15 protein-coding genes are annotated in these 23,626 nt (G+C 71.1%); 10 read left to right on the plus strand and 5 right to left on the minus strand.

The annotated features are described in order from the left end of the window. Positions 1-222 precede the first annotated feature (222 nt). From ACQEWB_RS29200 to ACQEWB_RS29215, 4 genes are all read left to right on the plus strand, one after another. Positions 223-834 (plus strand): response regulator transcription factor, encoded by a 612-nt coding sequence (locus ACQEWB_RS29200; RefSeq protein WP_003948568.1) that lies wholly within the window; start codon positions 223-225, stop codon positions 832-834. Positions 835-1,135: 301 nt separating this feature from the next. Beyond that, positions 1,136-1,723 (plus strand): sigma-70 family RNA polymerase sigma factor, encoded by a 588-nt coding sequence (locus ACQEWB_RS29205; protein ID WP_356342397.1) that lies wholly within the window; start codon positions 1,136-1,138, stop codon positions 1,721-1,723. Between the two features lie 174 nt (positions 1,724-1,897). After that, positions 1,898-3,400, plus strand: coding sequence for an IMP dehydrogenase (guaB, locus tag ACQEWB_RS29210; RefSeq protein ID WP_432836099.1), 1,503 nt, complete (start codon positions 1,898-1,900; stop codon positions 3,398-3,400). A 106-nt stretch (positions 3,401-3,506) separates the two neighbouring features. Next, positions 3,507-4,631, plus strand: coding sequence for a GuaB3 family IMP dehydrogenase-related protein (locus ACQEWB_RS29215; protein WP_432836101.1), 1,125 nt, complete (start codon positions 3,507-3,509; stop codon positions 4,629-4,631). A gap of 509 nt (positions 4,632-5,140) precedes the next feature. Here the strand turns inward: ACQEWB_RS29215 and ACQEWB_RS29220 are convergent. Both ACQEWB_RS29220 and ACQEWB_RS29225 read right to left on the minus strand, forming a co-directional pair. Beyond that, entirely contained in the window at positions 5,141-5,707 is a 567-nt protein-coding gene (locus ACQEWB_RS29220; RefSeq protein ID WP_432836103.1) for a hypothetical protein, read from the minus strand. Positions 5,708-5,842: 135 nt separating this feature from the next. Further along, positions 5,843-7,051: a nucleotide sugar dehydrogenase gene (locus ACQEWB_RS29225; RefSeq protein ID WP_432836105.1), complete on the minus strand. Its 1,209-nt coding sequence runs from the start codon at positions 7,049-7,051 to the stop codon at positions 5,843-5,845. Positions 7,052-7,314: 263 nt separating this feature from the next. Here ACQEWB_RS29225 and ACQEWB_RS29230 point away from each other — a divergent pair, with 263 nt between their 5' ends. Then, positions 7,315-9,021 (plus strand): glycerol-3-phosphate dehydrogenase/oxidase, encoded by a 1,707-nt coding sequence (locus tag ACQEWB_RS29230; protein ID WP_432836107.1) that lies wholly within the window; start codon positions 7,315-7,317, stop codon positions 9,019-9,021. Positions 9,022-9,161: 140 nt separating this feature from the next. Here ACQEWB_RS29230 and ACQEWB_RS29235 read toward each other — a convergent pair whose 3' ends face one another. Then, positions 9,162-10,340: a serine hydrolase domain-containing protein gene (locus tag ACQEWB_RS29235; protein ID WP_432836109.1), complete on the minus strand. Its 1,179-nt coding sequence runs from the start codon at positions 10,338-10,340 to the stop codon at positions 9,162-9,164. A 247-nt stretch (positions 10,341-10,587) separates the two neighbouring features. Here ACQEWB_RS29235 and ACQEWB_RS29240 point away from each other — a divergent pair, with 247 nt between their 5' ends. From ACQEWB_RS29240 to ACQEWB_RS29250, 3 genes are all read left to right on the plus strand, one after another. Beyond that, positions 10,588-12,969, plus strand: a complete 2,382-nt coding sequence (locus tag ACQEWB_RS29240) for a serine/threonine-protein kinase (protein WP_432836111.1) — start codon at positions 10,588-10,590, stop codon at positions 12,967-12,969. Positions 12,970-13,126: 157 nt separating this feature from the next. Then, a complete protein-coding gene (locus ACQEWB_RS29245; protein ID WP_432836113.1) occupies positions 13,127-16,258 on the plus strand; it encodes a protein kinase in 3,132 nt (1,043 codons plus the stop codon). A gap of 123 nt (positions 16,259-16,381) precedes the next feature. Next, positions 16,382-18,103, plus strand: a complete 1,722-nt coding sequence (locus ACQEWB_RS29250) for a serine/threonine-protein kinase (RefSeq protein ID WP_432836116.1) — start codon at positions 16,382-16,384, stop codon at positions 18,101-18,103. Between the two features lie 420 nt (positions 18,104-18,523). Here the strand turns inward: ACQEWB_RS29250 and ACQEWB_RS29255 are convergent, their stop codons facing one another. Continuing rightward, the gene (locus tag ACQEWB_RS29255; protein WP_432836118.1) at positions 18,524-18,967 is read right to left on the minus strand and encodes a hypothetical protein; all 444 of its coding nucleotides are present in this window, start codon (positions 18,965-18,967) and stop codon (positions 18,524-18,526) included. A 418-nt stretch (positions 18,968-19,385) separates the two neighbouring features. On the opposite strand from ACQEWB_RS29255, the gene ACQEWB_RS29260 reads away from it, so the two are divergent. Both ACQEWB_RS29260 and ACQEWB_RS29265 read left to right on the plus strand, forming a co-directional pair. Then, the gene (locus tag ACQEWB_RS29260) at positions 19,386-21,011 is read left to right on the plus strand and encodes a serine/threonine-protein kinase (protein ID WP_432836120.1); all 1,626 of its coding nucleotides are present in this window, start codon (positions 19,386-19,388) and stop codon (positions 21,009-21,011) included. Positions 21,012-21,101: 90 nt separating this feature from the next. Continuing rightward, on the plus strand, positions 21,102-22,715 hold the full coding sequence (locus ACQEWB_RS29265; RefSeq protein ID WP_432836122.1) for a serine/threonine-protein kinase: 1,614 nt from the start codon (positions 21,102-21,104) through the stop codon (positions 22,713-22,715). Here ACQEWB_RS29265 and ACQEWB_RS29270 read toward each other — a convergent pair. After that, entirely contained in the window at positions 22,684-23,589 is a 906-nt protein-coding gene (locus tag ACQEWB_RS29270) for an AraC family transcriptional regulator (protein ID WP_432836124.1), read from the minus strand. The two genes, ACQEWB_RS29265 and ACQEWB_RS29270, sit on opposite strands and share 32 nt — an antisense overlap. Positions 23,590-23,626: the final 37 nt, after the last annotated feature.

Below are 23,626 nucleotides of genomic sequence, written 5' to 3' on the forward strand. Positions count from 1 at the left end.
TTGTGGGTCCACCGCGCATGTCTGCACCGTGTCCGCCCCCTCACGTAGAGTGCCGAAGATGGCACACAGCCCCGTAACTCTTTCGAGTGACCGTCGTTGAGAGTGCGGAGGCGGTTGAAGCAACAAGCTCGGGCAGGTGTCCGAGACGGTCGACCGCACAGGTGACGATTTCGTACCAGCCTGGAGGCTCAAGGTGACGTGCATCAGCTGCGGAGGACGGCCATGACATCCGTCCTCGTCTGCGACGACTCCCCGCTTGCCCGAGAGGCGCTCCGCCGCGCGGTCGCGACCGTGCCCGGCGTCGAGCGCGTGACGACCGCGGCCAACGGCGAGGAAGTCCTCCGCCGCTGGGGTGCGGACCGTTCGGACCTGATTCTGATGGACGTACGCATGCCCGGACTGGGCGGCGTCGAGACCGTGCGGCGGCTGCTCTCCGCCGACCCCGGTGCGCGCATCATCATGCTCACCGTCGCGGAGGACCTGGACGGGGTCGCTCTCGCGGTCGCCGCGGGAGCGCGGGGCTACCTCCACAAGGACGCGTCGCGTGCGGAGTTGCGGGCGACCGTGACGCAGGCGCTGGCCGACCCGACGTGGCGGCTGGCTCCTCGGCGGCTGCGGTCCGCCGAGATGGGGGCGGCGCCGACGCTCACCGCGCGGGAGATCCAGGTGCTCGAAGGGATGAGCCACGGTCGGTCCAATGCCGAGATCGGGCGGGAGCTGTTCCTGTCCGAGGACACCGTGAAGACGCACGCTCGGCGGTTGTTCAAGAAGCTCGGGGCTTCGGACCGGGCGCATGCGGTGGCTCTTGGCTTCCGGTGGGGCTTGGTCCGCTAGGCCTATTGGAGTGCCGCCATTTGTCGTCTGGCGGCTGCGGGTTCGTTGTGGCTGGTCGCGCAGTTCCCCGCGCCCCTTTCGGGGCGCGGTTGCGAGGTTGGTCAAGCGGCTCCCTCGGCGTCCGGTGCTTGTTTCGGCGCTGATGCCGCATCCTTGAGATGTGGAGTCTCTCGGGGACGAGTCGGTCGAGCGGAAGGGGAGGGCGCAAGGGATGAGTTCCGGCGCACCTGCTCATAACGCTTCGGTGCACAACATCGGACGCGGTGCCACGGACCCCAATGCCGCAAGGCACCATGGACCGATGCGCGACGACGAGGCGGCCGGGGCCGCAGGGGCGATCGGTGCACTCGTCCATCGCGCCGTCGACGGGGACGAGCAGGCCACGCATGACCTGCTCGCCCATGTCCACCCCCTGGCACTGCGGTACTGCCGCACCCGTCTGTCCCGGCTGCCGGGCGACGCCCGGCACTTCGTGGAGGACCTCGCACAGGAGGTCTGTGTCGCCGTCCTGCTCGCGCTGCCGCGCTACCGGGACACCGGACGGCCCTTCGAGGCGTTCGTGTTCGCCATCGCCGCGCACAAGGTCGCGGACCTTCAGCGGGCGGCGATGCGGCACCCGGGGTCGACAGCGGTGCCGTCCGACGAGATGCCGGAGCGGCCGGACGACTCGCTCGGCCCGGAGGAGCGCGCGCTGCTCAGCAGCGACGCCGAATGGGCCAAGAAACTGCTGGCCAACCTGCCGGAGAACCAGCGGGAGCTGTTGCTGCTGCGCATCGCCGTCGGGCTGACCGCCGAGGAGACGGGCCAGATGTTGGGAATGTCACCCGGCGCGGTTCGGGTGGCCCAGCACCGGGCGCTGAGCCGGCTGCGGGCGCTCGCGGAGCAGTGACCCTTTTGCCGTCAGCGGCCGTCAGCGGCCGTCAGCGCCTTCCTTGAACAGGCTCCGTTTCGATTCCGTACGAACATACGAAGCCCCTGGTCATCCACAACCGTGGAATGAGAGAGGTGCGCTTCCCGTTAGCATGGACATCCGCACCGATCAAGGCCATTTGGGGAAGGTGTCATGACTGCAAACGTCGACGGAGTGCCCGGAAAATTCGCGACACTCGGGCTGACCTACGACGACGTGCTGCTGCTGCCGGGCGCATCCGAGGTGCTCCCCAACGCGGTCGACACCTCGTCCCGCATCTCCCGCAACGTCCGGGTCAACATCCCGCTGCTCTCGGCGGCGATGGACAAGGTGACCGAGTCCCGTATGGCCATCGCGATGGCCCGCCTCGGTGGCGTCGGTGTGCTGCACCGCAACCTCTCCGTCGAGGACCAGGTCAACCAGGTCGACCTGGTCAAGCGGTCCGAGTCCGGCATGGTCACCGACCCCATCACGGTGCACCCGGAGGCCACGCTCGCCGACGCGGACGCGCTGTGCGCCAAGTTCCGCATCAGCGGTGTCCCCGTCACCGACCCGGCCGGCAAGCTGCTCGGCATCGTCACCAACCGCGACATGGCCTTCGAGTCCGACCGCAGCCGCCAGGTGCGTGAGGTCATGACGCCGATGCCGCTGGTCACCGGCAAGGTCGGCATCTCCGGCGTGGACGCCATGGAGCTGCTGCGCAAGCACAAGATCGAGAAGCTTCCGCTGGTCGACGACGCCGGTGTCCTCAAGGGCCTGATCACCGTCAAGGACTTCGTCAAGGCCGAGAAGTACCCGAACGCCGCCAAGGACGCCGAGGGCCGCCTGCTCGTCGGTGCCGCCGTCGGCGCCAGCCCCGAGGCCCTGGAGCGCGCCCAGGCGCTCGCCGAGGCCGGCGTGGACTTCCTGGTCGTCGACACCTCGCACGGCCACAACAGCAACGCCCTCAGCTGGATGTCGAAGATCAAGTCGGGCGTGTCCGTCGACGTGATCGGCGGCAACGTCGCCACCCGCGACGGCGCGCAGGCCCTCATCGACGCCGGTGTCGACGGCATCAAGGTCGGTGTCGGACCCGGCTCCATCTGTACGACCCGTGTCGTCGCCGGCATCGGCGTCCCGCAGGTCACCGCGATCTACGAGGCCTCCCTGGCCGCCCGCCCGGCCGGCATCCCGCTCATCGGCGACGGCGGCCTCCAGTACTCCGGCGACATCGGCAAGGCCCTTGCGGCCGGCGCCGACACCGTGATGCTGGGCAGCCTCCTGGCCGGCTGCGAGGAGTCGCCCGGCGAGCTGCAGTTCATCAACGGCAAGCAGTTCAAGTCGTACCGCGGCATGGGCTCGCTCGGCGCCATGCAGTCCCGGGGCCAGGCGAAGTCGTACTCGAAGGACCGCTACTTCCAGGCCGAGGTCGGCTCCGACGACAAGCTCGTGCCCGAGGGCATCGAGGGCCAGGTGCCCTACCGCGGCCCGCTGTCCAGCGTCCTGCACCAGCTCGTCGGCGGTCTGCGCCAGACCATGGGCTACGTCGGCGCGGCCACCATCGACGAGATGGAGTCAAAGGGCCGCTTCGTCCGCATCACTTCCGCGGGCCTCAAGGAGAGCCACCCGCACGACATCCAGATGACGGTCGAGGCGCCGAACTACAGCAGCAAGTAGGCGACAGGCCTTACGAAGGGCGGCCCCGGAGGGATCCGGGGCCGCCCTTGTCGTACCCGTCGGCGATACTGGTAGACGCTGAACGCATCAGGGAAAGGCCACAGACGTGACTGAGATCGAGATCGGGCGCGGCAAGCGCGGGCGGCGGGCGTACGCCTTCGACGACATCGCCGTCGTCCCCAGCCGCCGTACGCGGGACCCGAAGGAGGTCTCGATCGCCTGGCAGATCGACGCCTACCGCTTCGAGCTGCCCTTCCTGGCCGCCCCCATGGACTCGGTCGTCTCCCCGGCCACCGCGATCCGCATCGGCGAGCTCGGCGGCCTCGGCGTCCTGAACCTCGAAGGCCTCTGGACGCGGTACGAGGACCCGCAGCCGCTGCTCGACGAGATCGTCGGCCTCGACGCCGAGACGGCGACCCGGCGCCTCCAGGAGATCTACTCCGCCCCCATCAAGGAGGAGCTGATCGGCGCGCGCATCAAGGAGGTGCGCGACTCCGGCGTGGTCACGGCCGCCGCGCTCTCCCCGCAGCGCACGGCGCAGTTCTCCAAGGCGGTCGTGGACGCCGGCGTCGACATCTTCGTCATTCGCGGTACGACGGTCTCGGCGGAGCACGTCTCCGGCTCGCACGAGCCGCTGAACCTGAAGCAGTTCATCTACGAGCTCGACGTCCCGGTGATCGTCGGCGGCTGCGCCACGTACACGGCGGCCCTGCACCTGATGCGCACCGGCGCGGCCGGCGTCCTGGTCGGCTTCGGCGGCGGCGCGGCGCACACGACGCGGAACGTGCTCGGCATCCAGGTCCCGATGGCCACGGCGGTCGCGGATGTGGCGGCGGCCCGGCGTGACTACATGGACGAGTCCGGCGGCCGGTACGTGCACGTGATCGCCGACGGTGGCGTGGGCTGGTCCGGCGACCTCCCCAAGGCGATCGCCTGCGGCGCCGACGCCGTGATGATGGGCTCCCCGCTCGCCCGCGCGACCGACGCGCCCGGCAAGGGCCACCACTGGGGCATGGAAGCGGTCAACGACGAGCTGCCGCGCGGCAAGAAGGTCGACCTCGGCACGGTCGGCACGATCGAGGAGGTCCTGACGGGCCCCTCGCACACCCCCGACGGCTCGATGAACCTCTTCGGCGCACTGCGGCGGGCGATGGCCACGACCGGGTACAGCGAGCTGAAGGAGTTCCAGCGCGTCGAGGTGACGGTGGCGGACTCGCAGCACAAGCGGTAGGGGTTACGGCGGGAAGGGGGCCGGTCACTTGATGGGTGACCGGCCCCCTCCGTGTGCCTGGGGCCTGTGCGGGGCGCGTGGGGTGGTGTGGGGGCGTGCGGTTGTATTCGGGGTGGAAACGGCCTGGTCAGCGGGATCGAGGGCGGTAACGTCCGTATCAGCGCCCCAGGTTGCTGGAGCGCCCCCTTCCAAGGATTTGGTTCCGGACCCCGCTCCTCGGGGCCCGGCCCGATTTCCGACGGACCGTCTACCGGGCTAATGGACGGTGAAGTGCCGGAGGAGGTGGATCTTGCGGATTTTCGGATGGTGAGCGTCCACCCCTATAAGGACTAGGGGTGGACACCGGTAAACCATCAGGAGCCTGTCACAGCGGCCAACGGCGGCGGGCTCCACCTGTCTCCGTTAGGTACCCGCGCCGCGCCCCCCATGCCACCAGCCCCGGAGCCCGACGCACCCGCGCGCCCCCCTTCACCACCGACGCGCCGCCCCTCCGCCGCGCACCGGCAGCGTCAGAGCGCCGCCTTCCTGGCACCCGTGAAGGCGACGTACGCGGCGATCGCGAAGAACACGAACGTCAGCGGGTCGGCGTCCGCCTTCCAGGCCTCCTGGACGACGTCGAAGTGCTGGAAGAAGACCTCGGTGAAGCTGAGCGAGGTCTCCTTGGCGCCGATCATCGCCTCGCCGACCAGCTGGCCGATGTAGACGGAGCCGAGGGACAGGACAGCGCTCGCGACCGGCAGGATCGGGTTGCGGCCGCCGACGCGGCCCGCGGCGAGGCCGACGAGGAAGCCGACGCCGACCGCCGCCCAGCCGATCTCGTGCTTGGTCAGGCCGATGATCGCGCCGTAGACGCCGGCGGCGACCACGGCGGCGACGAGGGCCGCGCCCAGACCCAGGCCGACGTTGTTCTTCGCCGGGGCGGGAGCGACGGGGGCGTACGGCACACCGGGCACCGGAGGCGGCGGTACGGCGGCGCCCGGCTGCTGGGCGTCCGGGGCGCCGTCGGCGGCCTGGGCGTACGGGTTGCCGTCGACCGGCTGGGGCTGCGGCTGCGGCTGCGGAGCTGACTGGGTCATGACAGAGATCCCCCCACGGGATGGAACGAGCGGAATGGTGAAGCTCAGATGCGCGCGCACGAGTGTGCGACGAGTGAGGGGAGATTAACAGGTGGGTGTGACAGTGCCACCAGCGAATTTGACGGCAGTGGGGCGTCAGAGACGGTGGGCCGCACCGGTAGGTGTCGTTCCCCTTGTGTCCAGCAGCAGTTGGGCCTTCACCGACAGACCCTGGAGGTCGTACGTGCGGTGGTGCTGGAGCAGGATCGTCAGGTCGGCGTCGGCCGCCGCCTCGTAGAGGGAGTCGGCGCGCGGGACCGGGCGGTCCAGGACGTTCCAGGACGGGACGTGCGGGTCGTGGTAGCTGACCTGGGCGCCGAGCTCCATCAGGCGGACCGCGATCTCGCGCGCCGGGGTGGCCTGTTGGTCGGCGAGGTCGGGCTTGTAGGTCACGCCGAGGAGGAGGACGCGGGCGGCGCGGGCCGACTTGCCGTGCTCGTTCAGCAGGGTGGCGGCGCGCTGGACGACGTAACGAGGCATCTGGCTGTTGACCTGCTGGGCCAGTTCGACCATGCGCAGGGTGCGGCCGGCGGGGCCGGTCAGGTCCTGGGGGAGGGCGTGGCCGCCGACGCCGGGGCCGGGGCGGAAGGCGTGGAAGCCGAAGGGCTTGGTCTCCGCGCAGCGGACGACGTCCCAGAGGTCGACGCCGAGGTCGTGGCAGAGGACGGCCATCTCGTTGACGAGGGCGATGTTGACGTGCCGGAAGTTGGTCTCCAGGAGCTGCACCGTCTCCGCTTCGCGCGGTCCACGCGCGCGTACCACCTTGTCGGTGAGGCGCGAGTAGAAGGCCGCGGCCGACTCGGTGCAGGCGGGGGTCAGACCGCCGATCACCTTGGGGGTGTTGGCGGGGGTGAAGTCGCGGTTGCCGGGGTCGACGCGGCTGGGGGAGTAGGCGAGGTGGAAGTCGCGGCCCGCGCGGAGGCGGGAGCCCTCTTCGAGGATCGGGCGCAGGAGGTCCTCGGTGGTGCCCGGCGGGACCGGCGATTCGAGGATGACGGTGGTGTGCGGGCGCAGGTGGGCGGCGAGGGTGCGGGCGGCCGACTCCACCTGGGTGAGGTCGAGGCCGCCGTCGGCGCCGCGCGGGGTGGGCGCGCAGATGACGGCGGTGCGGACGCGGCCGAGTTCGGCCGGGCCGGTGGCGTGCCGGAAGCCCGCCGAGAGCATCCGGCGCAGGTCGGCGGCGCTCAGCGAGCCGGGTTCGGGGCCGGTCTTGTAGCCGACGGTGGGGATGCCGGCGGCGACGGCCGCCTGGGCGAGGGGCAGGCCGAACGGGCCGAGGCCGATGACGGCGAGATCTGCGGGCATGGCGTTGGGCCGTCCTTCCCAATAACCGAAGCGGGACAGGTGCGCAAGCCCTGTGGACAGAATGAGCGAGCGCAATGTCAGACTAGGAGTAAATATGACCGATTTGCGGGATTGGTTCGTCGAGTTTCCGTGAGTGTTGTCCACAGGCTGGGGGTGAGTGGTGGCTGAAGTCGGGCAACCCGGTCAGAATTTGGGCATGGGGGAGAGGGAACGGGCTTCGCCCGACGGGTGCGGCCGGCGCTACCGATAAGCAGGAGGCAGCGGTGAGGACAGCGACACTGGGGCCGGCGCAGCGCGCCGAGGCACTGGCGGGAATGGCCGAGCGCGAGCTGGACGTGCTGGTGGTGGGCGGCGGCGTGGTCGGCGCGGGCACCGCCCTGGACGCCGTGACACGCGGTCTGGCCACCGGCCTTGTGGAGGCGCGCGACTGGGCTTCGGGCACCTCCAGCAGGTCCAGCAAGCTGATCCACGGCGGCCTGCGCTATCTGGAGATGCTCGACTTCGCCCTCGTACGCGAGGCGTTGAAGGAGCGCGGGCTGCTGCTGGAGCGGCTCGCCCCGCATCTGGTGAAGCCGGTGCCGTTCCTCTATCCGCTCCAGCACCAGGGCTGGGAGCGGCTGTACGCCGGTTCGGGCGTCGCGCTCTACGACGCCATGTCGATGGCCCGCGGGCATGGGCGGGGCCTGCCGACACACCGTCACCTGAGCCGCCGTCACGCCCTCCGGGTGGCGCCCGCCTTGAAGAAGGACGCGCTGGTCGGGGCTTTGCAGTACTACGACGCCCAGATGGACGACGCGCGGTATGTGGCCACGCTGGTGCGTACGGCGGCGGCGTACGGCGCGAAGGTCGCCAACCGTGCGCGGGTGACGGGCTTCCTGCGCGAGGGCGAGCGGGTGGTGGGCGCGCGTGTGCAGGACGTCGAGGCGGGCGGCGAGTACGAGATCCGCGCCAAGCAGGTCGTCAACGCGACGGGCGTGTGGACCGACGACACGCAGGCGATGGTGGGCGAGCGCGGGCAGTTCCACGTCAAGGCGTCCAAGGGCATCCACCTGGTCGTACCGAAGGACCGCATCAACTCCTCGACAGGGCTCATCCTGCGCACCGAGAAGTCGGTGCTCTTCGTCATCCCCTGGGGGCGGCACTGGATCGTCGGCACCACCGACACCGGCTGGGACCTCGACAAGGCGCACCCGGCCGCGTCCAGCGCGGACATCGACTACCTGCTGGAGCATGTGAACTCGGTGCTCGCGGTGCCGCTGACCCGGGACGACGTGCAGGGTGTGTACGCCGGGCTGCGGCCGCTGCTGGCCGGCGAGTCGGACGCCACCAGCAAGCTGTCGCGCGAGCACACCGTGGCGCATCCGGTGCCGGGGCTGGTCGTCGTGGCGGGCGGCAAGTACACGACGTACCGGGTGATGGCCAAGGACGCGGTGGACGAGGCGGTGCACGGGCTCGACCTGCGCGTCGCCGAGTGCGTGACCGAGGACGTGCCGCTGCTGGGCGCCGAGGGGTACCGGGCGCTGTGGAACGCGCGGGCGCGGATCGCGGCGCGGACCGGCCTGCATGTGGCCCGCGTGGAGCATCTGCTGAACCGTTACGGCTCGATGGCGGAGGAGGTCCTCGACCTCATCGCCTCCGACTCGTCCCTGGGGGAGCCGCTGCAGGCCGCCGACGACTATCTGCGCGCCGAGGTCGTGTACGCCGCCTCGCACGAGGGCGCCCGGCACCTGGACGACGTGCTGACCCGGCGCACCCGGATCTCCATCGAGACCTTCGACCGGGGTACGCGCAGCGCCCGTGAGGCCGCCGAGCTGATGGCGCCGGTGCTGGGCTGGGACAAGGACCACATCGAGCGCGAGGTCGAGCACTACGAGAAGCGGGTGGAGGCCGAGCGGGAGTCGCAGCGGCAGCCCGATGACCTGACGGCGGACGCGGCGCGGTTGGGGGCGCCGGACATCGTGCCGCTGTAGGCGCCGTGGTGGGGTGGCGGCCGGCCGGGGCGGGCCCGGGCGGCGGTTGTGGTCGGGTCTGTGCTCCAGGGGTCCAGTGGTCCGTCGGTTCACTCGAACGGGTGTCGTGAAGCGGAATCTTCGTTCGGAACCGGGTCGTTCTACGAGGTGCGGGGGCAGAACTCGGCGGCGAGCAGGGCCGGTTCGAGGTCGGGGTCTGCGATCGCCGTCGTGTTCACCCGGAAGGTGAGGACACGACGGCCGTCCACGGTGGCCGCGGTGCGCACGTAGCTGCCGTTGATACGGCCGTTGTGCCCCCACACCGTGACTCCGCACGACAGCTTCTCCGGAAACAGGCCCATGCCGTACAGGCCGTGTGCGGTACGGGTGTCGAGCATCTCGCGCAGCCGGCGCGGGGGCAGCAGCTCACCGCCGAGCAGCGCCGCGTAGAAGCGGTCCAGGTCGGCGAGGGTGCTCACCAGCTCGCCCGCGGCCCCGGCCACCCGCGGGTCGAGTTCGGTGACGTCGGTTCCGTCGGCGGCGTAGGCGCGGCCGTGCGGGGAGGGGAGAGAAATGCGGGAACCAGGGAAGGAGGTGCCCGTCAGACCCAGTGGAGCGATGATGCGCCGCTCGGCCTCGGCGGCGTAGGAGTCGCCGGTGACCTGCTGGATGACCATGCCGAGCAGGACGTAGTCGGTGTTCGAGTAGTAGTAGCGGCCAGGGCCGGCCGGGGGGTGGGTGAGCGCGATGCGTACGGCCTGAAGAGGGGAGAGGGGGACGACGCCCTTGGTGTCGATGGTGAAGTCGTTCAGGCCGCTGGTGTGGGTGAGCAGGGCGCGCAGGGTCATCGTGCGGCCGTCGTTGCCGGCGCCGCGGACCAGGCCGGGCAGGTGCTGGTCGACGGTGTCGTCGAGCGACAGGCGGTGTTCGGCGGCCAGTTGGAGGACGACCGTCGCGATGAAGGTCTTCGTGATGCTGCCGGCGCGGAAGTGGTCGGCGCGGGCGATGCCCTGGCCTGCCTGGGCGTAGTGGGTGCTGACGGTGCGGGTCTGCACGCTGGGGCCGACGGCGCTGGACGCCTCGAAGGTGCCGGGCTGCCCGGCGCTGCCGGATTCCTCGCGGGTGAGCAGGGCGGCGGCGGGGGCGTGGCCCTGGGTGAGCAGGAGCGGGAGGATCGCGTCCGTGGCCGCGTCCGCGTCCGTGGCTGGAGCCGTGGCCAGGGCCGGGGATGTGGTGGCGGCGGCCGGGGCCGGTGTCGGCGGCGTTGTGGAGGCGACCGGGGCCACGGCGAGGAGTGCCAGGGACACCGGTACGGCCAGGAGTGTCCTCAGCGGCGGCATCGTGGGGGTCCTTCCTCGTCGCGGGCCATGATGCAGGGCGGAGCTGTGCGGGCCGAGTCCGAGGGCGGTGGCTGAGAGGGGGCTTTGAGGCAGTTGTGCGGGTCCGTTCGTCGGCTTGGGGGCGGCCGGGGTGCTCTCGAACCGGTGTCCGGGACCTTGTGCGCGAACAGGGGCACCCTAGGCGTCGGGCACTTGTCGGGTGAGGGACAATGGAGGCTCTGTCAGGGCGGGTTGTATGAGGGGACGCATGTCGGAGGCGGAGCGGGCGGGGACATCCCGTCAGGACACTCGTCAGGACAACAACGAGCGTCTTCTCGCCGGGCGGTACCGGCTGGGAGGGGTGCTCGGCCGCGGCGGCATGGGCACGGTGTGGCGGGCCGAGGACGAGACGCTGGGCCGGACGGTCGCCGTCAAGGAGCTGCGGTTCCCGTCGAACATCGACGAGGACGAGAAACGTCGGCTGATCACACGGACGCTGCGCGAGGCCAAGGCGATCGCGCGGATCCGCAACAACAGCGCGGTGACGGTCTTCGACGTGGTCGAGGAGGACGACCGGCCCTGGATCGTGATGGAGCTCGTCGAGGGCAAGTCGCTGGCCGAGGTCATCCGGGAGGACGGCCTGCTGGAGCCCAGGCGGGCGGCCGAGGTGGGGCTGGCGATACTCGACGTGCTGCGTTCGGCGCACCGCGAGGGCATCCTGCACCGTGACGTGAAGCCGTCCAACGTGCTGCTGGAGAGCGACACCGAGCGAGTCGTGCTCACCGACTTCGGTATCGCCCAGGTCGAGGGCGACCCGTCCATCACCTCGACCGGCATGCTCGTCGGCGCGCCCTCCTACATCTCCCCGGAGCGGGCCCGCGGGCACAAGCCGGGCCCCGCGGCCGACCTCTGGTCGCTCGGCGGCCTGCTGTACGCGGCGGTCGAGGGCGTGCCGCCGTACGACAAGGGGTCCGCGATCGCGACGCTGACCGCGGTGATGACGGAGCCGCTGGAGGAGCCGAAGAACGCGGGGCCGCTGAAGAACGTCATCTACGGGCTGCTCACCAAGGACCCGGCGAAGCGGCTGGACGACGCGGGTGCGCGGGCGATGTTCAACGCCGTGATCCACGCGCCCGAGCCGAAGGAGGCCGAGCCGGAGCCGCCGGCGGACGCGACCAGGGTCGTGCCGATCCCGACGCGGCCCGACGGGCCTGCGGGCAAGGGGAGTTCGGGCGGCTCCGGTGGCAAGCGGGGCGAGGAGGCGGCGGAGAAGCTGCGCGGGGCGCTGCGTTCCGTGCGGAAGGCCGCTGTGGCGGCGGGGTCGGCGGCCGGGTCGGCTGCTGCGGCGCGGGGTAAGTCGGGCGGCGGTAAGGCGGGTTCGGCGGGCGGCGGGAGTGCTTCGGGCGGGACTGCGTCCGACGGGACTGGGGCCGGGACCGGGACTGGCACTGGGGTAGAGGCCGGTTCCGGTGGTAAGGCGGCGCGGGCGGCGGGTTCGGGGGCTCCGGCTTCGGGGTCTGCGGCTTCTGGTTCCGTGGCTTCCGGTGCTGTGGAGGGCTCTGCTTCGGCGGCGGGTGCGGTTTCGGCTGCGGCGTCGGCGCCGACCGTTCCGCCGGCCAGGTCCGGTAAGTCGGGGTCGGTCGCATCGGCGGGTACTTCGGCGGCCTCGGGGGCCAAGGCTTCGGCCGGCTCCTCGTCCTCCTCCGTGTCTTCGTCTCCCGCGTCTTCGGCCGCCGTGACTCCTTCTCCCGCGCCTTCCTCCTCGGGAGCCTCGGGCTCCTCGTCTTCGTCGGCCTCTGCCAAGGGGGCCGCGGGCGGGGCGAGTTCGGGGTGGCCGAAGATGACGCCGCCGGATCTGCCGGATCTGCCGCCGCGGCCCGTGCCGCGGGCGCCGATCACCGATGTGGTGCCGAAGCGGACCTTGGTGATCATCGCGGTGGTCCTCGTGCTGGCGGTGCTCGGGACCGTGCTGGCGATCACGCTCGGTGGGGACGACAGCAAGGACTCCGACGGGGCGAAGGGCGGTGGCGGCAAGGCCGTCGCCAGTTCGTCGGCCAGTGCGGACACCAAGGAGGACAAGAGCGACGGGACCCAGGCGGACGAGAGCTCCACGGCGTCCGCGGGGGCCGCGGCGGGCGCGGGCACGCCGAGCAACAGCCCGTCCGCGTCCGGCGGCAGCGCTGCGGGAACGGACGGTTCGTCCGGGGGCAACGCGGTCGAGAAGACGTACAAGGGCGGGCAGGGGTATTCGATCGGGCTTCCCAAGGGGTGGAAGTACGAGACGACGGGAGCCTCGGGGGACCGGTTCACCGGGCCCGACGGGCAGAAGCTGCTGGTCGCCTGGACCACCACGCCCAAGGGCGACCCGGTGGCCGACTGGAAGAACCAGGAGCGCTACATGACGCGCTCGCAGTACCAGAAGATCCGAATAGAGGAGGTGGACTACCGCGGTTGGAACACGGCCGACTGGGAGTTCACCTATGTGGAGAGCGGGACCAAGTACCGGACCATCGACCGGGGGTTCGTCGTCAACAGTCAACTCGGGTATGCGCTGATGTACACGGCGAAAGCCGCGAACTGGGGCACCGAACTCCGTAAGGACACGTGGAAGACGCTCGCGAGCACGTTCGAGCCCGAGTCGTCGAAGTAACTGTGCGTGTTTGAGGCGTGAGATCCGGCATCCGCTCTTTGCAGGTTGCCTCCGGCACGTATCGTGAAGGCTTGCGGACCGTACGCATCCGGGTATGCGTCCGGAACGGGGCACAAGGCGAACGGAATTGACCGACCGGGCGGCCGAGGGAGGCAATGTGGACGACTACGCGGGTCGGGTTCTCGCCGACCGCTACCGCCTGCCGTTGCCGCCCTCCGACGAGTACGAACTCACCGAGACCCGGGCCTTCGACACGTACAGCGGGCAGGAAGTCCTCGTCCGGCAGGTGCCGTTGCCGGAGGTCGTCGAGGCGGAGGTGCTCGACGCGGAGGGGCTGCCCGACGGGTTCACGGCGCGTGAGCCCCGGGAGCGGGGGGCGCGGCGTTCGTCGCAGCGCGCCGGGTACCGGCGGCCGACGGATCCCGCCGTGCGGCGGGCGGTCGAGGCGGCGCAGGCCGCGGCGCGAATACCCGACCATCCGCGGCTCGACCAGGTCTTCGACGTGTTCGCCGAGGGCGGGTCGCTGTGGATCGTGAGCGAGGCGGTCGCGGCGCGGCCGCTTTCTGCACTGCTCACGGAGAAGCCACTGACGCCGTACCGGGCGGCCGAGGTCGCGTCCGACGTGCTGATGGCGTTGCGGGTGCTGCACGCGCATGGCTGGGTGCACCGGAACATCACCGCCCGCACGGTGCTGGTCTGCGACGACGGCCGCGTGATGCTGACGGGCCTGGCGGTCGGCGCGGCGGAGGAGGCACTGTGCGGGTACGACCCGGTGCCGGCGCCGGAGGGTGACGGTGGGCTCGGGGTCGGAGTCGGGAGTGGTGACGGGTCTGGGGACGGGGGGCTAGGGGGGAGCGGTGCCGGCGATACGTTCCGTGGCCCTGGCGGCGGCGGGCGCGGTGGCGTGTCCGGTGGTCCTGGTGGGGGCGGCGGGTACGGCGGCAGTGGTGGCGGCGGTACGACGGGCGGGCCCGGGGGACATGCGGGCGGTGGCGTCGGCGGTGCGGCCGGTGGCCGTGACGGGCGTGGCGGGAACGTAGCCGGTGGTGGGCCCGGCGGTCCGGCCGGCGCGCAGGGTTACGTAGCCCCCGGCGGTGTTGATCCAGTGGCTGCTCGGAGTGCTGCCATCCGGGCGCGTTCGGCCGGTGGGTTGCCGAGTGCGGAGGCGGACGCCGGTAACGGGAGCGGTGGGGCGGGAGCGGTTGCGCCCAAGGCGCTTGCGAGTGGCGGGGACGTCAGGGCGGCGCGGGCCGGGGCCATCGCCGCGTATCGGGCGGGCGCCCGGGCCGCGGCCAGGGTGCAGGAGGCGCAGAACGGGCGGGCGGCACTGCCGGGTGCGCGGCCGGCACCCGAGAGCGGCGGCTCGACCGCCAACGGCTCGGCGCTGCAGCCGTATCCGGCCGGTGCGGGCGGCGTCGCCCCGACCGGCAACGGCACGGCACAGCCGTACACCCCCGGCGAAGGCGTCCAGGACGCCCGCACCAGCACCGCGCCGCCGGGACAGATCGCCGACCCCTACGGCGTGTCCGGCACCTCCTGGCACGGGGCGACCCCGCGCGGCGGCACCGGGAACGGCGCCACGTCCGCGGGAGCCCCGGGCAGCGGGCCCGCAGACCTGGACACGGCACCCCCGACGGGCGTTCCGTCCCCCGGCTTCGGTGGGACTCCCACCCCCGGCCTCCCCGCCCCCGGCATGGGCGGCACCTCCGCAACCGGTACGCCCACCCCCGGCTACGGCGAGCCCCTGGCCGACCCGACGTCCGCCTACGGCTCGGGTGGACCCCTGGCCGACCCGGCATCGGGCTTCGCCTCAGGTGGACCCGTCGCCGACCGGGCCTCCGCCTACGGCACCCCCGCCCCAAGCAGCCGTATGCCCAAGGGTTTCGAAGCCCCCCACCCCAACGTCCCCCACCCCAACGCCCACCACCCGCCGGCTCTCGAAGCCTCCTCCGCACCCCAACCCCCCACCCGCTGGGACGACTTGGTCGCCGGTACCCCCGCTCCCACCCGTGGTCCCGCCACCGCGCTCGCCGCCGAGCGTGCTCGGCAGGCTCGGATGGCTGTTGTCGGGCCCGTGACCGAGCGGTGGGCGCCGGAGCAGGCCGGGCCTGTGCATGAGAACTGGCAGTTGGCGGCGCCGATCGGGCCCGCGACGGATCTGTGGGCGCTCGGGGCCCTGCTCTTCAGGGCCGTGCAGGGGCACGCGCCGTATCCCGAGGAGTCGACCGCCGAGCTCGTGCAGATGGTGTGTGCCGAGCCGCCCGCCTTCGCGGAGGAGTGCGGGCCACTCAGGCCGGTCGTCGAGTCGCTGCTGCGGCAGGATCCGACCGAGCGGCTGGACTTCGAGGAGGTCAGGGGCTGGCTGCGGTCGCTCGTGCGGTCGGCGCCCGAGCCCGACGCCGGGGCGCATGTCGTCGCCGCGCCGCCCGCCGATGCCAGCCGGTTGCCCGTGATACGACGGCGCGGCGAGCTCGTGCGGCGGCGGAAGGCCGGGCTGCCCGCGACCACCCCGCACGGTCGGCACAAGCGGGCCAAGGAGCAGGCGGGTTCGCCGCGCAAGCTGGGCCGGACCCTGCTCGTGCTGATCCTGCTTCTGCTGGCCGGCGCGATCGCGTACGCGATGCTCTTCATGCCGAAGGCGGGGGAGGACAGCGGCGCGGGCACGGGTGACAGGACCGGTGCCGCCGGGGAGGCCAGTCCCGTGCCGGAGCAGTCCGATCAGGGCGGCGCGGGCAGCAAGCCGCAGCCCGACCAGTCCTCGCCCAAGGCCTCGAGCAGTCCCAGCCCGTCCAAGTCGACCGGTGCCAACGAGACGCAGACCACCGACCCCGACGTCGGCGCCGGGTTCACCCTGCGCACGGACCCCGAGGGTTTCCGGGTGGCCGTGGCCAAGGGCTGGTCGCGGGCCGACAAGAACAGCTGGAACCAGGTCGTCTACTCCAAGGGCGACTTCGAGCTGATCGTCGTGCCGGGGCGGGACGGCGCCGTCACCTACGGCAGCGACCCGATGGCGTACCAGCGGAACTCGGAGCACGAGCTCCAGCCGTACCGCAGCTCCAGCTGGGCCACCGCGACCGGGCTGCGGACCATCACGGTGGGGACGCGGACCATGGCCGAGGGACAGTTCACCTGGACCGACGGCAGCGGGCGCGACCTGTACGTGCGCAACCTCGCGATCCTGATCGACGGGCGGTACCACGTCGTACAGGTACGTGGTCCGGAATCCCAGCGGGACGAGGTGACGAAGCTGTACGAGCAGGCTTACGCGACGTACACATACACCGGCTGACAGTCACACCCCGGGAGCGACAACCGTCACAGTGCTGTCTCCTTGGGACCCCCCTGGTTCCATGGACGGGGGCCGGTCCTTAGTCTGACCCTGTCAAGACCATTGCGGGGCAACGTGAATCAGATGCAGGGCCAGCTTGTCGCGGGCCGCTACCGGCTCGCCGACTCCATCGGCAGCGGCGGCATGGGCCGCGTGTGGCGCGCACACGACGAGGTGCTGCACCGGGCCGTCGCGATCAAGGAGTTGACCGCCGCGCTCTACGTCTCGGAGAGCGACCAGGAGCGGCTGCTCGCACGCACGCGTGCCGAGGCGCGCGCCGCCGCGCGCATCAACCACTCCGCCGTGGTCACCGTCCATGACGTGCTGGAACACGACGGGCGGCCGTGGATCGTCATGGAGCTCGTCGAGGGCCACTCGCTCGCCGACGCCGTCAAGGAACGCGGGCGCATCGAGCCCGCCGAGGCCGCCCGGATCGGCCTGTGGGTGCTGCGGGCGCTGCGCGCCGCGCACTCCGCCGGGGTCCTGCACCGCGATGTGAAGCCCGGCAACGTTCTCATCGGCCATGACGGCCGGGTGCTGCTCACCGACTTCGGTATCGCCCAGATCGAGGGCGATACGACGATCACCCGCACCGGCGAGGTCGTCGGCTCGGTCGACTACCTCGCCCCCGAGCGGGTCCGCGGCCACGACCCGGGCCCCGCCTCTGACCTGTGGGCGCTCGGCGCGACCCTGTACACGGCGGTGGAGGGCAGGTCGCCGTTCCGCCGCACCTCGCCGCTGACCACGATGCAGGCGGTCGTCGAGGAGGATGCCGCCGCCCCGCAGTACGCCGGCCCGCTCGGCCCCGTCCTCGGCGCGCTGCTGGCCAAGGACCCCGCCGCCCGGCCCGACGTCACCGAGGCCGAGCACATGCTCGCCGAGGCGGCCGAGGGACGTCGCTCGCATTCGGCGCAGGCGTATGTGCCGACGCAGTACGGCGGCCCCCGCTACGACACGGGGACCGGGAGCAGCACCACCGGGCACACCGGTACGGGCGGTTTCGGTGGTACGGGGCCGCAGAGCGGCTCCGCGACGCCGTACCCGCCGGTGACCGGGCCGACGGCGGTCGGTCCGACCGGCATGGGCGGCCCGGGGCATCCCACGGGCCCGGGCTACCCCTCGGGCACCGCACCCACCCCCGTCCCCACGCCGAAGAAACGTCGGCGTCTGCGCACCGCGCTCCTCGCGATCACCCTCGCCGCGATCGTCGGCGGAGGTGCCGCGGTCGCGCTTCAGCAGTTCGGCACGGGCAGCCCCTCCGACTCCCCCTCTGCATCGTCGACTTCGAGCGCCAGTGCCACGCCGAGCGACGAGAGTGGTCAGGGGGCGGTTCCCACTGGTTGGGAGCGGCACAACGACCCGCTGGGCTTCAGCATCTCTCTGCCCAAGGGGTGGAAGCGGTCCGTCTCCATCGACCAGGACGGCCTACGGCAGGTCGACTACTCGCCGGACAAGGGCAAGCATCTCGTACGGGTCGCCGTCGACACGGCACCTGACTTCAGCACCTCGTATGAGCACATGACCGACCTGGACAAACGAGTCTCAGCGCGGCTGCAGGACTACAAGCGGTTGAGCCTGAAGGAGGAGCTTTTCCGCGACCAGCCGGGCGTCCGCTGGGAGTACACGTGGAACGCACTGGCCAAGGATCCGCCGCACTACTTCCCGGGGCCCTATCGCGCGATCGACGTAGCGTACATGGAGACTGACGGCACCGAGTACGCCATCTACGCGGCCTCGCCGGCCGACGACTGGGCCACCACCAGAAAGCAGTACGACTGGATCCTGCGGGGCTTCCAGGAGGGGTGATCCGAGTGGACCGGAGCGGGTCAGCCGCAGTAACGCCCCCGGTGACCCTGTTGGTGTGTCTTTAACTCGATGGCCGCAGGGCCGGCTTCGGGCGAGTGCCGCTGGTCGGCTTCCTCAACGGACTTCTGGAGGGCCTTCAAGCAGTCAGGATGCAACCAAAAGTCGTTCCATGGCAGCGAATCGCCCGAGAACAGCGTGACCTACACGGACAACAACTTCACGGGACGCGGTCGCGTATCGGCCCACCCGAAAATCGCGTGGGCCGATACTCAACGATTCGAGGCCGACTCCTAGCAACCGGTCGGCGTCAATTTCATCGTTCGCACCCAGGAAGTTCCGACTTTGGCTAGAACTATTTGATTTCGTGCCTCAATGTCATCCAGCTGAATCGTAGCTGCGGCAGGTTATTGCGCGGAGGGCTCAGGCGTAGTCCTCGCAAACGCGGACTATCGTGCTCCCTTCTATCACCGCCACTTGTGCGCCGATGGCGTCGAGATCATCGCCGGAGGGTGATGCGTAAGTGCTGAAGGAGGTGGTCGCTCCCTTTCCGTCGTATTCGGAATGCCAGGGCCACTCCGTTACCCATCCAGTGTGGTCGTCTATGGATACCAGTCGAATGGCCACATGGTGACCATCAGCAGCGGTGTCCTTGACCCAACCGCTGATATCTACGTAGTGGCTTGTCCAGTTGGTAAACGTGAGACTCCCCGAGGCGCCGGTCACCGAGCACGCGGCTCCGCCGCTCGCTGCGCTGGCATTGGTCACCGTGGTCGTAGCGAATATTGCCACGGCCGCGACGCTCGTGATGGAGAGGCGCTTCAATGTGTTTCTCATAAGGAAAAGATAAAGCTTCTCGTGATTCACAAGACAGCATGATTCTGGACACCCTCTTTGCGCTATAGAGTGCATATGGCTAGATGATTTGCGGAGTTTTGTGCACGTTTTGAGGCGAGATGTGGCCGAAAATGATCGACCTTGGCCGTCCGGTCCGACCTGGTTAAGCACCCGACGAACTGGCCGAGCTCACGGGCTCCCAGGAGCCGTCGCGCGCCACCGGGCCACTGGTGTGTGCCGACACGGCTGCTCCCGGATCTTCGTAGGCGAGGCGGCCAGCAACAACGCGTGCCAGTCGGAGCTCGGCAAGTCGGTGGACTCGCTGACGCCGGCTCCGGCATTGACCGTTTGAGGTGCCGTTCCATGCGGGTGGGCTGTGCGGGCCGTCCGTGCGGTTGGCCGGTCGCCGTCCCGGAGCCCGTCTCTCCGGTGCGGCATGATGGGGCGCATGGGGACCGAGGGGGCAGGCGTCCGTGTGATCGCGGGCCGGTATCGGCTTGAGTCGCGGCTGGGCCGTGGCGGTATGGGCGTGGTGTGGCGGGCGACCGACGAGTTGCTGGGCCGGCAGGTGGCGGTCAAGGAGATCCCCCTCGACCTCGACGACGCCCTCTCCGAGGAGGAGTCCCGGCGCCAGCGCGACCGGACGCTGCGTGAGGCGCGGGCGGTGGCCCAGCTGCGGCACCCGCACATCATCGTCGTACATGATGTCGTCGAGCACGACGAACGCCCGTACATCGTCATGGAGTTGATCGACGGCGGCTCGCTCGCCGACCGTATCTCCGCGCGCGGGCCGATCGACGCGGCCGAGGTCGCCCGGATCGGCATCGGCCTGCTGAGCGCGCTGCGCACCGCGCACGATGCCGGTGTTCTGCACCGGGACATCAAACCGGCCAACGTCCTGCTGGAGTCCGGCTCCGACCGGGTCGTGCTCACCGACTTCGGCATCGCCCAGGTCGCGGGCGCCACGACGCTCACCGAGACCGGTTCCTTCGTCGGCTCGCCCGAGTACACCGCGCCCGAGCGGATGTCGGGGGCCCGCACCGGGCCGGAGTCCGACCTGTGGTCGCTCGGTGCGCTGCTCTGCACGGCCCTGAGCGGTGAATCCCCGTTCCGGCGCGACTCGTTGGGCGGCATCCTGCACGCCGTGGTCTTCGACGAGATCCGCCCGCCCGCGCAGGCCGAGCCGCTGCTGCCCGTCGTACGAGGGCTGCTGGAGCGCGATCCGGACCGGCGGCTGGACGCGGCGCAGGCCGAGCGGATGCTGCGCGCCTTCCGCGACACCGGCCGCACCCCGCAGCCGCCGGCCGGCTACACCCCGACCCAGCGGGACGTGCCGCGCCCGCCGGCGCCGACTCCCGCGCCCTCGCCCACGGTTGAGACCCGCCGCTCCACCCGGGGCGTACTGGTGGCCGCGCTGCTGGTCGCCGCGACGGCCGGGGCGGGCGTGTCCGCGGCGGCGCTGCTGATGAACCGGGACGGGGGCGGAGGGGACGGGGGGCCGACGAGTTCCGGGACGGGCACGTCCATCAGCGCGCCGCGGTCTCCGTCGTCCGGCAGCCCGAGCCCCACCCCGACTGCCAGCCCCACCCCGAGTCCCACCCCCACCCCGTCGGCCACCGCGACCCGCCCCTCCGCCCCCTCCGGCTACCGCGTCGCCGACGACCCGGCCGGCTTCTCCCTCGCCGTACCGGAGGACTTCACCCGCAAACCGCAGGGCGAGCGCGTCTTCTACATGTCGCCGGGGGAGACCTTCCGCCTCGGTATCAAGCTCGCCGATCCCGATCCGGACGGCCCGCTCGCGGTGATGCGGCGCTCGGCGGCCGCGGGGCCGGACTCCAACCCCGGTTACCACGACGGCCGGGTCACCTCGACGACCCAGGACGGACACCCCGCCGCGCTCTGGGAGTTCACCTGGAACGGCTTCAGCACGGCGGAGGGCCCCCGGCACACCTACGACCTGTGCTGGGAGGCGGACGGCCGGATGTACGACGTGTGGGTGTTGGCGCCGGTCGGGAAGGTGCGGGAGGCGAAGGAGTACTTCGACGTCGCCGTCGACACGTTCACCGGAACATAGGGGAGATAAGCGGCAGGCTGGGTCACGGGTCTGTGACCGGAAAGCGTTCCCGGTGGATCCGGGGGCGGCTGTCGCGATAAGGATGAGTGCATGAGCAGCAACGGGGGAGCCCCTCAGGGATCCGACGAGACGACGAGTTTCGCTCTGCAACCGCCGAACCCGCAGGCGGCCGCCGTACCGGTCCCCGACAACCCGTACGCGGTGCCGGCCCAGTCCGCGCAGCCGCCGGACCCGGGTGCCGGGCGGCTGATCGCGGGCCGTTACCGGCTGCTGTCGAAGCTCGGGCACGGCGGTATGGGCACGGTGTGGCGGGCCAAGGACGAGACCGTCGACCGCGAGGTCGCCGTGAAAGAGCCGCGCATCCCGGATCACCTTCCCGAACGCGAACGCGCCAACGTCTTCGAGCGGATGCGCCGCGAGGCGCGCGCCGCTGCCCGCCTCGACCACCCGGCTGTCGTGAACGTCCACGACGTGGCCGTGGTCGACGGTCAGCCGTGGATCGTCATGGAGCTGGTGCAGGGCCGTTCGCTGGGCAGCGCGCTCCAGGAGGGCACGCTGGGCGCGCGCGAGGCGGCGCGCGTCGGCCTGGAGGTGCTCGGCGCGCTGGAGGCCGCGCACGCGGCGGGCATCCTGCACCGGGACGTCAAGCCCGACAACGTCCTCCTCGGCCGCCACGACCGCGTTGTCCTCACCGACTTCGGCATCGCCCAGATCGAGGGCGAGACGAACCTGACGGACACCGGCAACTTCGTCGGCTCACCCGAATACATCGCCCCGGAACGGGTGTTGGGCCAGCGCCCCGGCCCGGCCTCGGACCTGTGGTCCCTCGGCGTCGTCCTCTACGCGGCGACGGAGGGCGTCTCCCCGTTCCGCCGCAGCAACACCGCGGCCACCCTCCAGTCGGTCCTCAACTCCACGCCCACGACACCGGCTTCGGCGCCGGGCCCGCTCGCCCAGGTGATCACCGGCCTGCTCCAGAAGGATCCGGCCCACAGACCGAACGCGGCCCAGGTCAGGGCCCTGCTCGCGGAGACGGCGAATCCACCGGCGCCGGCGCCCACGCAGGTCGTCCAGGTGGTACGACGAGGGGTCACCCTCGGCCGCAAGGCCTGGCTCGGCATCGGTGCGGGCGTGGTCGCGGCGGCCCTGGCGGCGTATCTGCTGATCGCCGATCCCTTCGCGGGCACGCTGCCGGACGGCTGGCAGACCAAGGACCTCGGCACGAAGATCGGCTCCAGCGTCGGCATGCCCGCGGCCTTCGTGGTGACCAAGCCGACCACCGAGACGGACGACACGAGCGTGACCTACACGGACCCGAGCGGCGCGGTCTGGCTCACCGTCGACCGGGACATCAAGAAGGACGACAAGAGCAACGAGATCCAGGACACCGCGGCGGCCCGGGCCTTCGCGGAGTGGGCGACGCTCAAGGACGGCGAGTACTCCTGGGGCATCGCCGACACACCGGTCCCGAAGGGCGAGCCGAAGGAGACCACCTACGAGGGCCACAAGGCCGCCGAGAACACCCTCACCTACACGTCCACCGACGACGAGCAGCGGCGCGAGGCCCAGGTCCGCTACTACCGGGCCGACAACGGCGACATGTACCGCCTGTGGATCGACTACCCGGCCAAGGGCTACTTCACGGACGAGGGCCGTCAGATCGCCGCGAAGGTCATCGCGAACTGGAAGATCCACCAGCTCTGAACCGCCCCGGCGTCACCCCGAACTCCCGGCTGAACGCGTGCGACAGCGCATACGGCGTCCCGTACCCCGCCTCCCTGGCCACCGTCGCCAGCGGGGCGTCCGTGTCCCGCAGCCGCGTCGCCGCCAGGGTCAGCCGCCACCAGGTCAGGTAGGCCATCGGCGGTCGGCCGACGAGTGACGTGAAGCGGCGGGCCAGCGTCGCCCGGGACACGCCCGCCTCCGCCGCCAGCCGGTCGTTGGTCCAGGGCGCGGCCGGGTCCGAGTGCAGGGCGCGCAGGGCCGCCGTCGTCACCGGGTCGCTCAGGACCGTCGGCCAGGAGCCGGTCGCCGACTCGGTCATCCACGCCCGCACCATGTAGATCAGCAGCAGGTCGAGGAGGCTGGGAAGGGCCAGGCAGGAGCCCGGCCGGCGCTCGTCCAGTTCACGCGCCAACAAGTCCACGGCGGACCGGAGTTCGGGGTGCGCGCCGACCCGGTTCGGCAGATGGACGACCTGCGGCAGCTCCGCCAGCAGCGGGTGCACGCGGCTGTGGTCCAGCCGGTACTTCCCGCACAGCAGCTCCACCTCCCGCCCGGTGCCATCGTCCGGCGGTCGCGTCATCTCCTCGAACGGCACCGCCCGCGCCGTGTCGCCGGGCCCGTCCGCCAGTACATGCCCCGCCCCGTGCGGCAGCAGTACGACGTCCCCGGCGCCCAGCGTCACCGGCTCACCGCCCCCGTCGGGCACCAGCCGGCAGCCGCCTGCCAGCACCACATGGAATCCGGCACCCTCGTATGGCGCCAGCCGCGTGCACCAGGTCCCGCCGACCCGCAGCCGGTTCGATGAGGGCTGCCCGATGCGTACGGCGGAGATCGCGTCGCTCACCACGTCCATGAGACGTAAGCGTATCGAACTGAGCCAAGCGGGCATT

The sequence above is a fragment of the Streptomyces sp. CA-249302 genome, assembly GCF_050936785.1.
GTDB lineage: Bacteria > Actinomycetota > Actinomycetes > Streptomycetales > Streptomycetaceae > Streptomyces.

Bases quoted from the DNA above. Each gene is read 5' to 3' on its own strand.
- ACQEWB_RS29270 (WP_432836124.1), bottom strand. From the start codon at position 23,589: ATGGACGTGGTGAGCGACGCGATCTCCGCCGTACGCATCGGGCAGCCC.
- ACQEWB_RS29220 (WP_432836103.1), bottom strand. From the start codon at position 5,707: ATGACCCAGTCAGCTCCGCAGCCGCAGCCGCAGCCCCAGCCGGTCGAC.
- ACQEWB_RS29265 (WP_432836122.1), top strand. From the start codon at position 21,102: ATGAGCAGCAACGGGGGAGCCCCTCAGGGATCCGACGAGACGACGAGT.
- ACQEWB_RS29225 (WP_432836105.1), bottom strand. From the start codon at position 7,051: ATGCCCGCAGATCTCGCCGTCATCGGCCTCGGCCCGTTCGGCCTGCCC.
- guaB (WP_432836099.1), top strand. From the start codon at position 1,898: ATGACTGCAAACGTCGACGGAGTGCCCGGAAAATTCGCGACACTCGGG.
- ACQEWB_RS29235 (WP_432836109.1), bottom strand. From the start codon at position 10,340: ATGCCGCCGCTGAGGACACTCCTGGCCGTACCGGTGTCCCTGGCACTC.
- ACQEWB_RS29260 (WP_432836120.1), top strand. From the start codon at position 19,386: ATGGGGACCGAGGGGGCAGGCGTCCGTGTGATCGCGGGCCGGTATCGG.
- ACQEWB_RS29240 (WP_432836111.1), top strand. From the start codon at position 10,588: ATGTCGGAGGCGGAGCGGGCGGGGACATCCCGTCAGGACACTCGTCAG.
- ACQEWB_RS29205 (WP_356342397.1), top strand. From the start codon at position 1,136: ATGCGCGACGACGAGGCGGCCGGGGCCGCAGGGGCGATCGGTGCACTC.
- ACQEWB_RS29250 (WP_432836116.1), top strand. From the start codon at position 16,382: ATGCAGGGCCAGCTTGTCGCGGGCCGCTACCGGCTCGCCGACTCCATC.
- ACQEWB_RS29200 (WP_003948568.1), top strand. From the start codon at position 223: ATGACATCCGTCCTCGTCTGCGACGACTCCCCGCTTGCCCGAGAGGCG.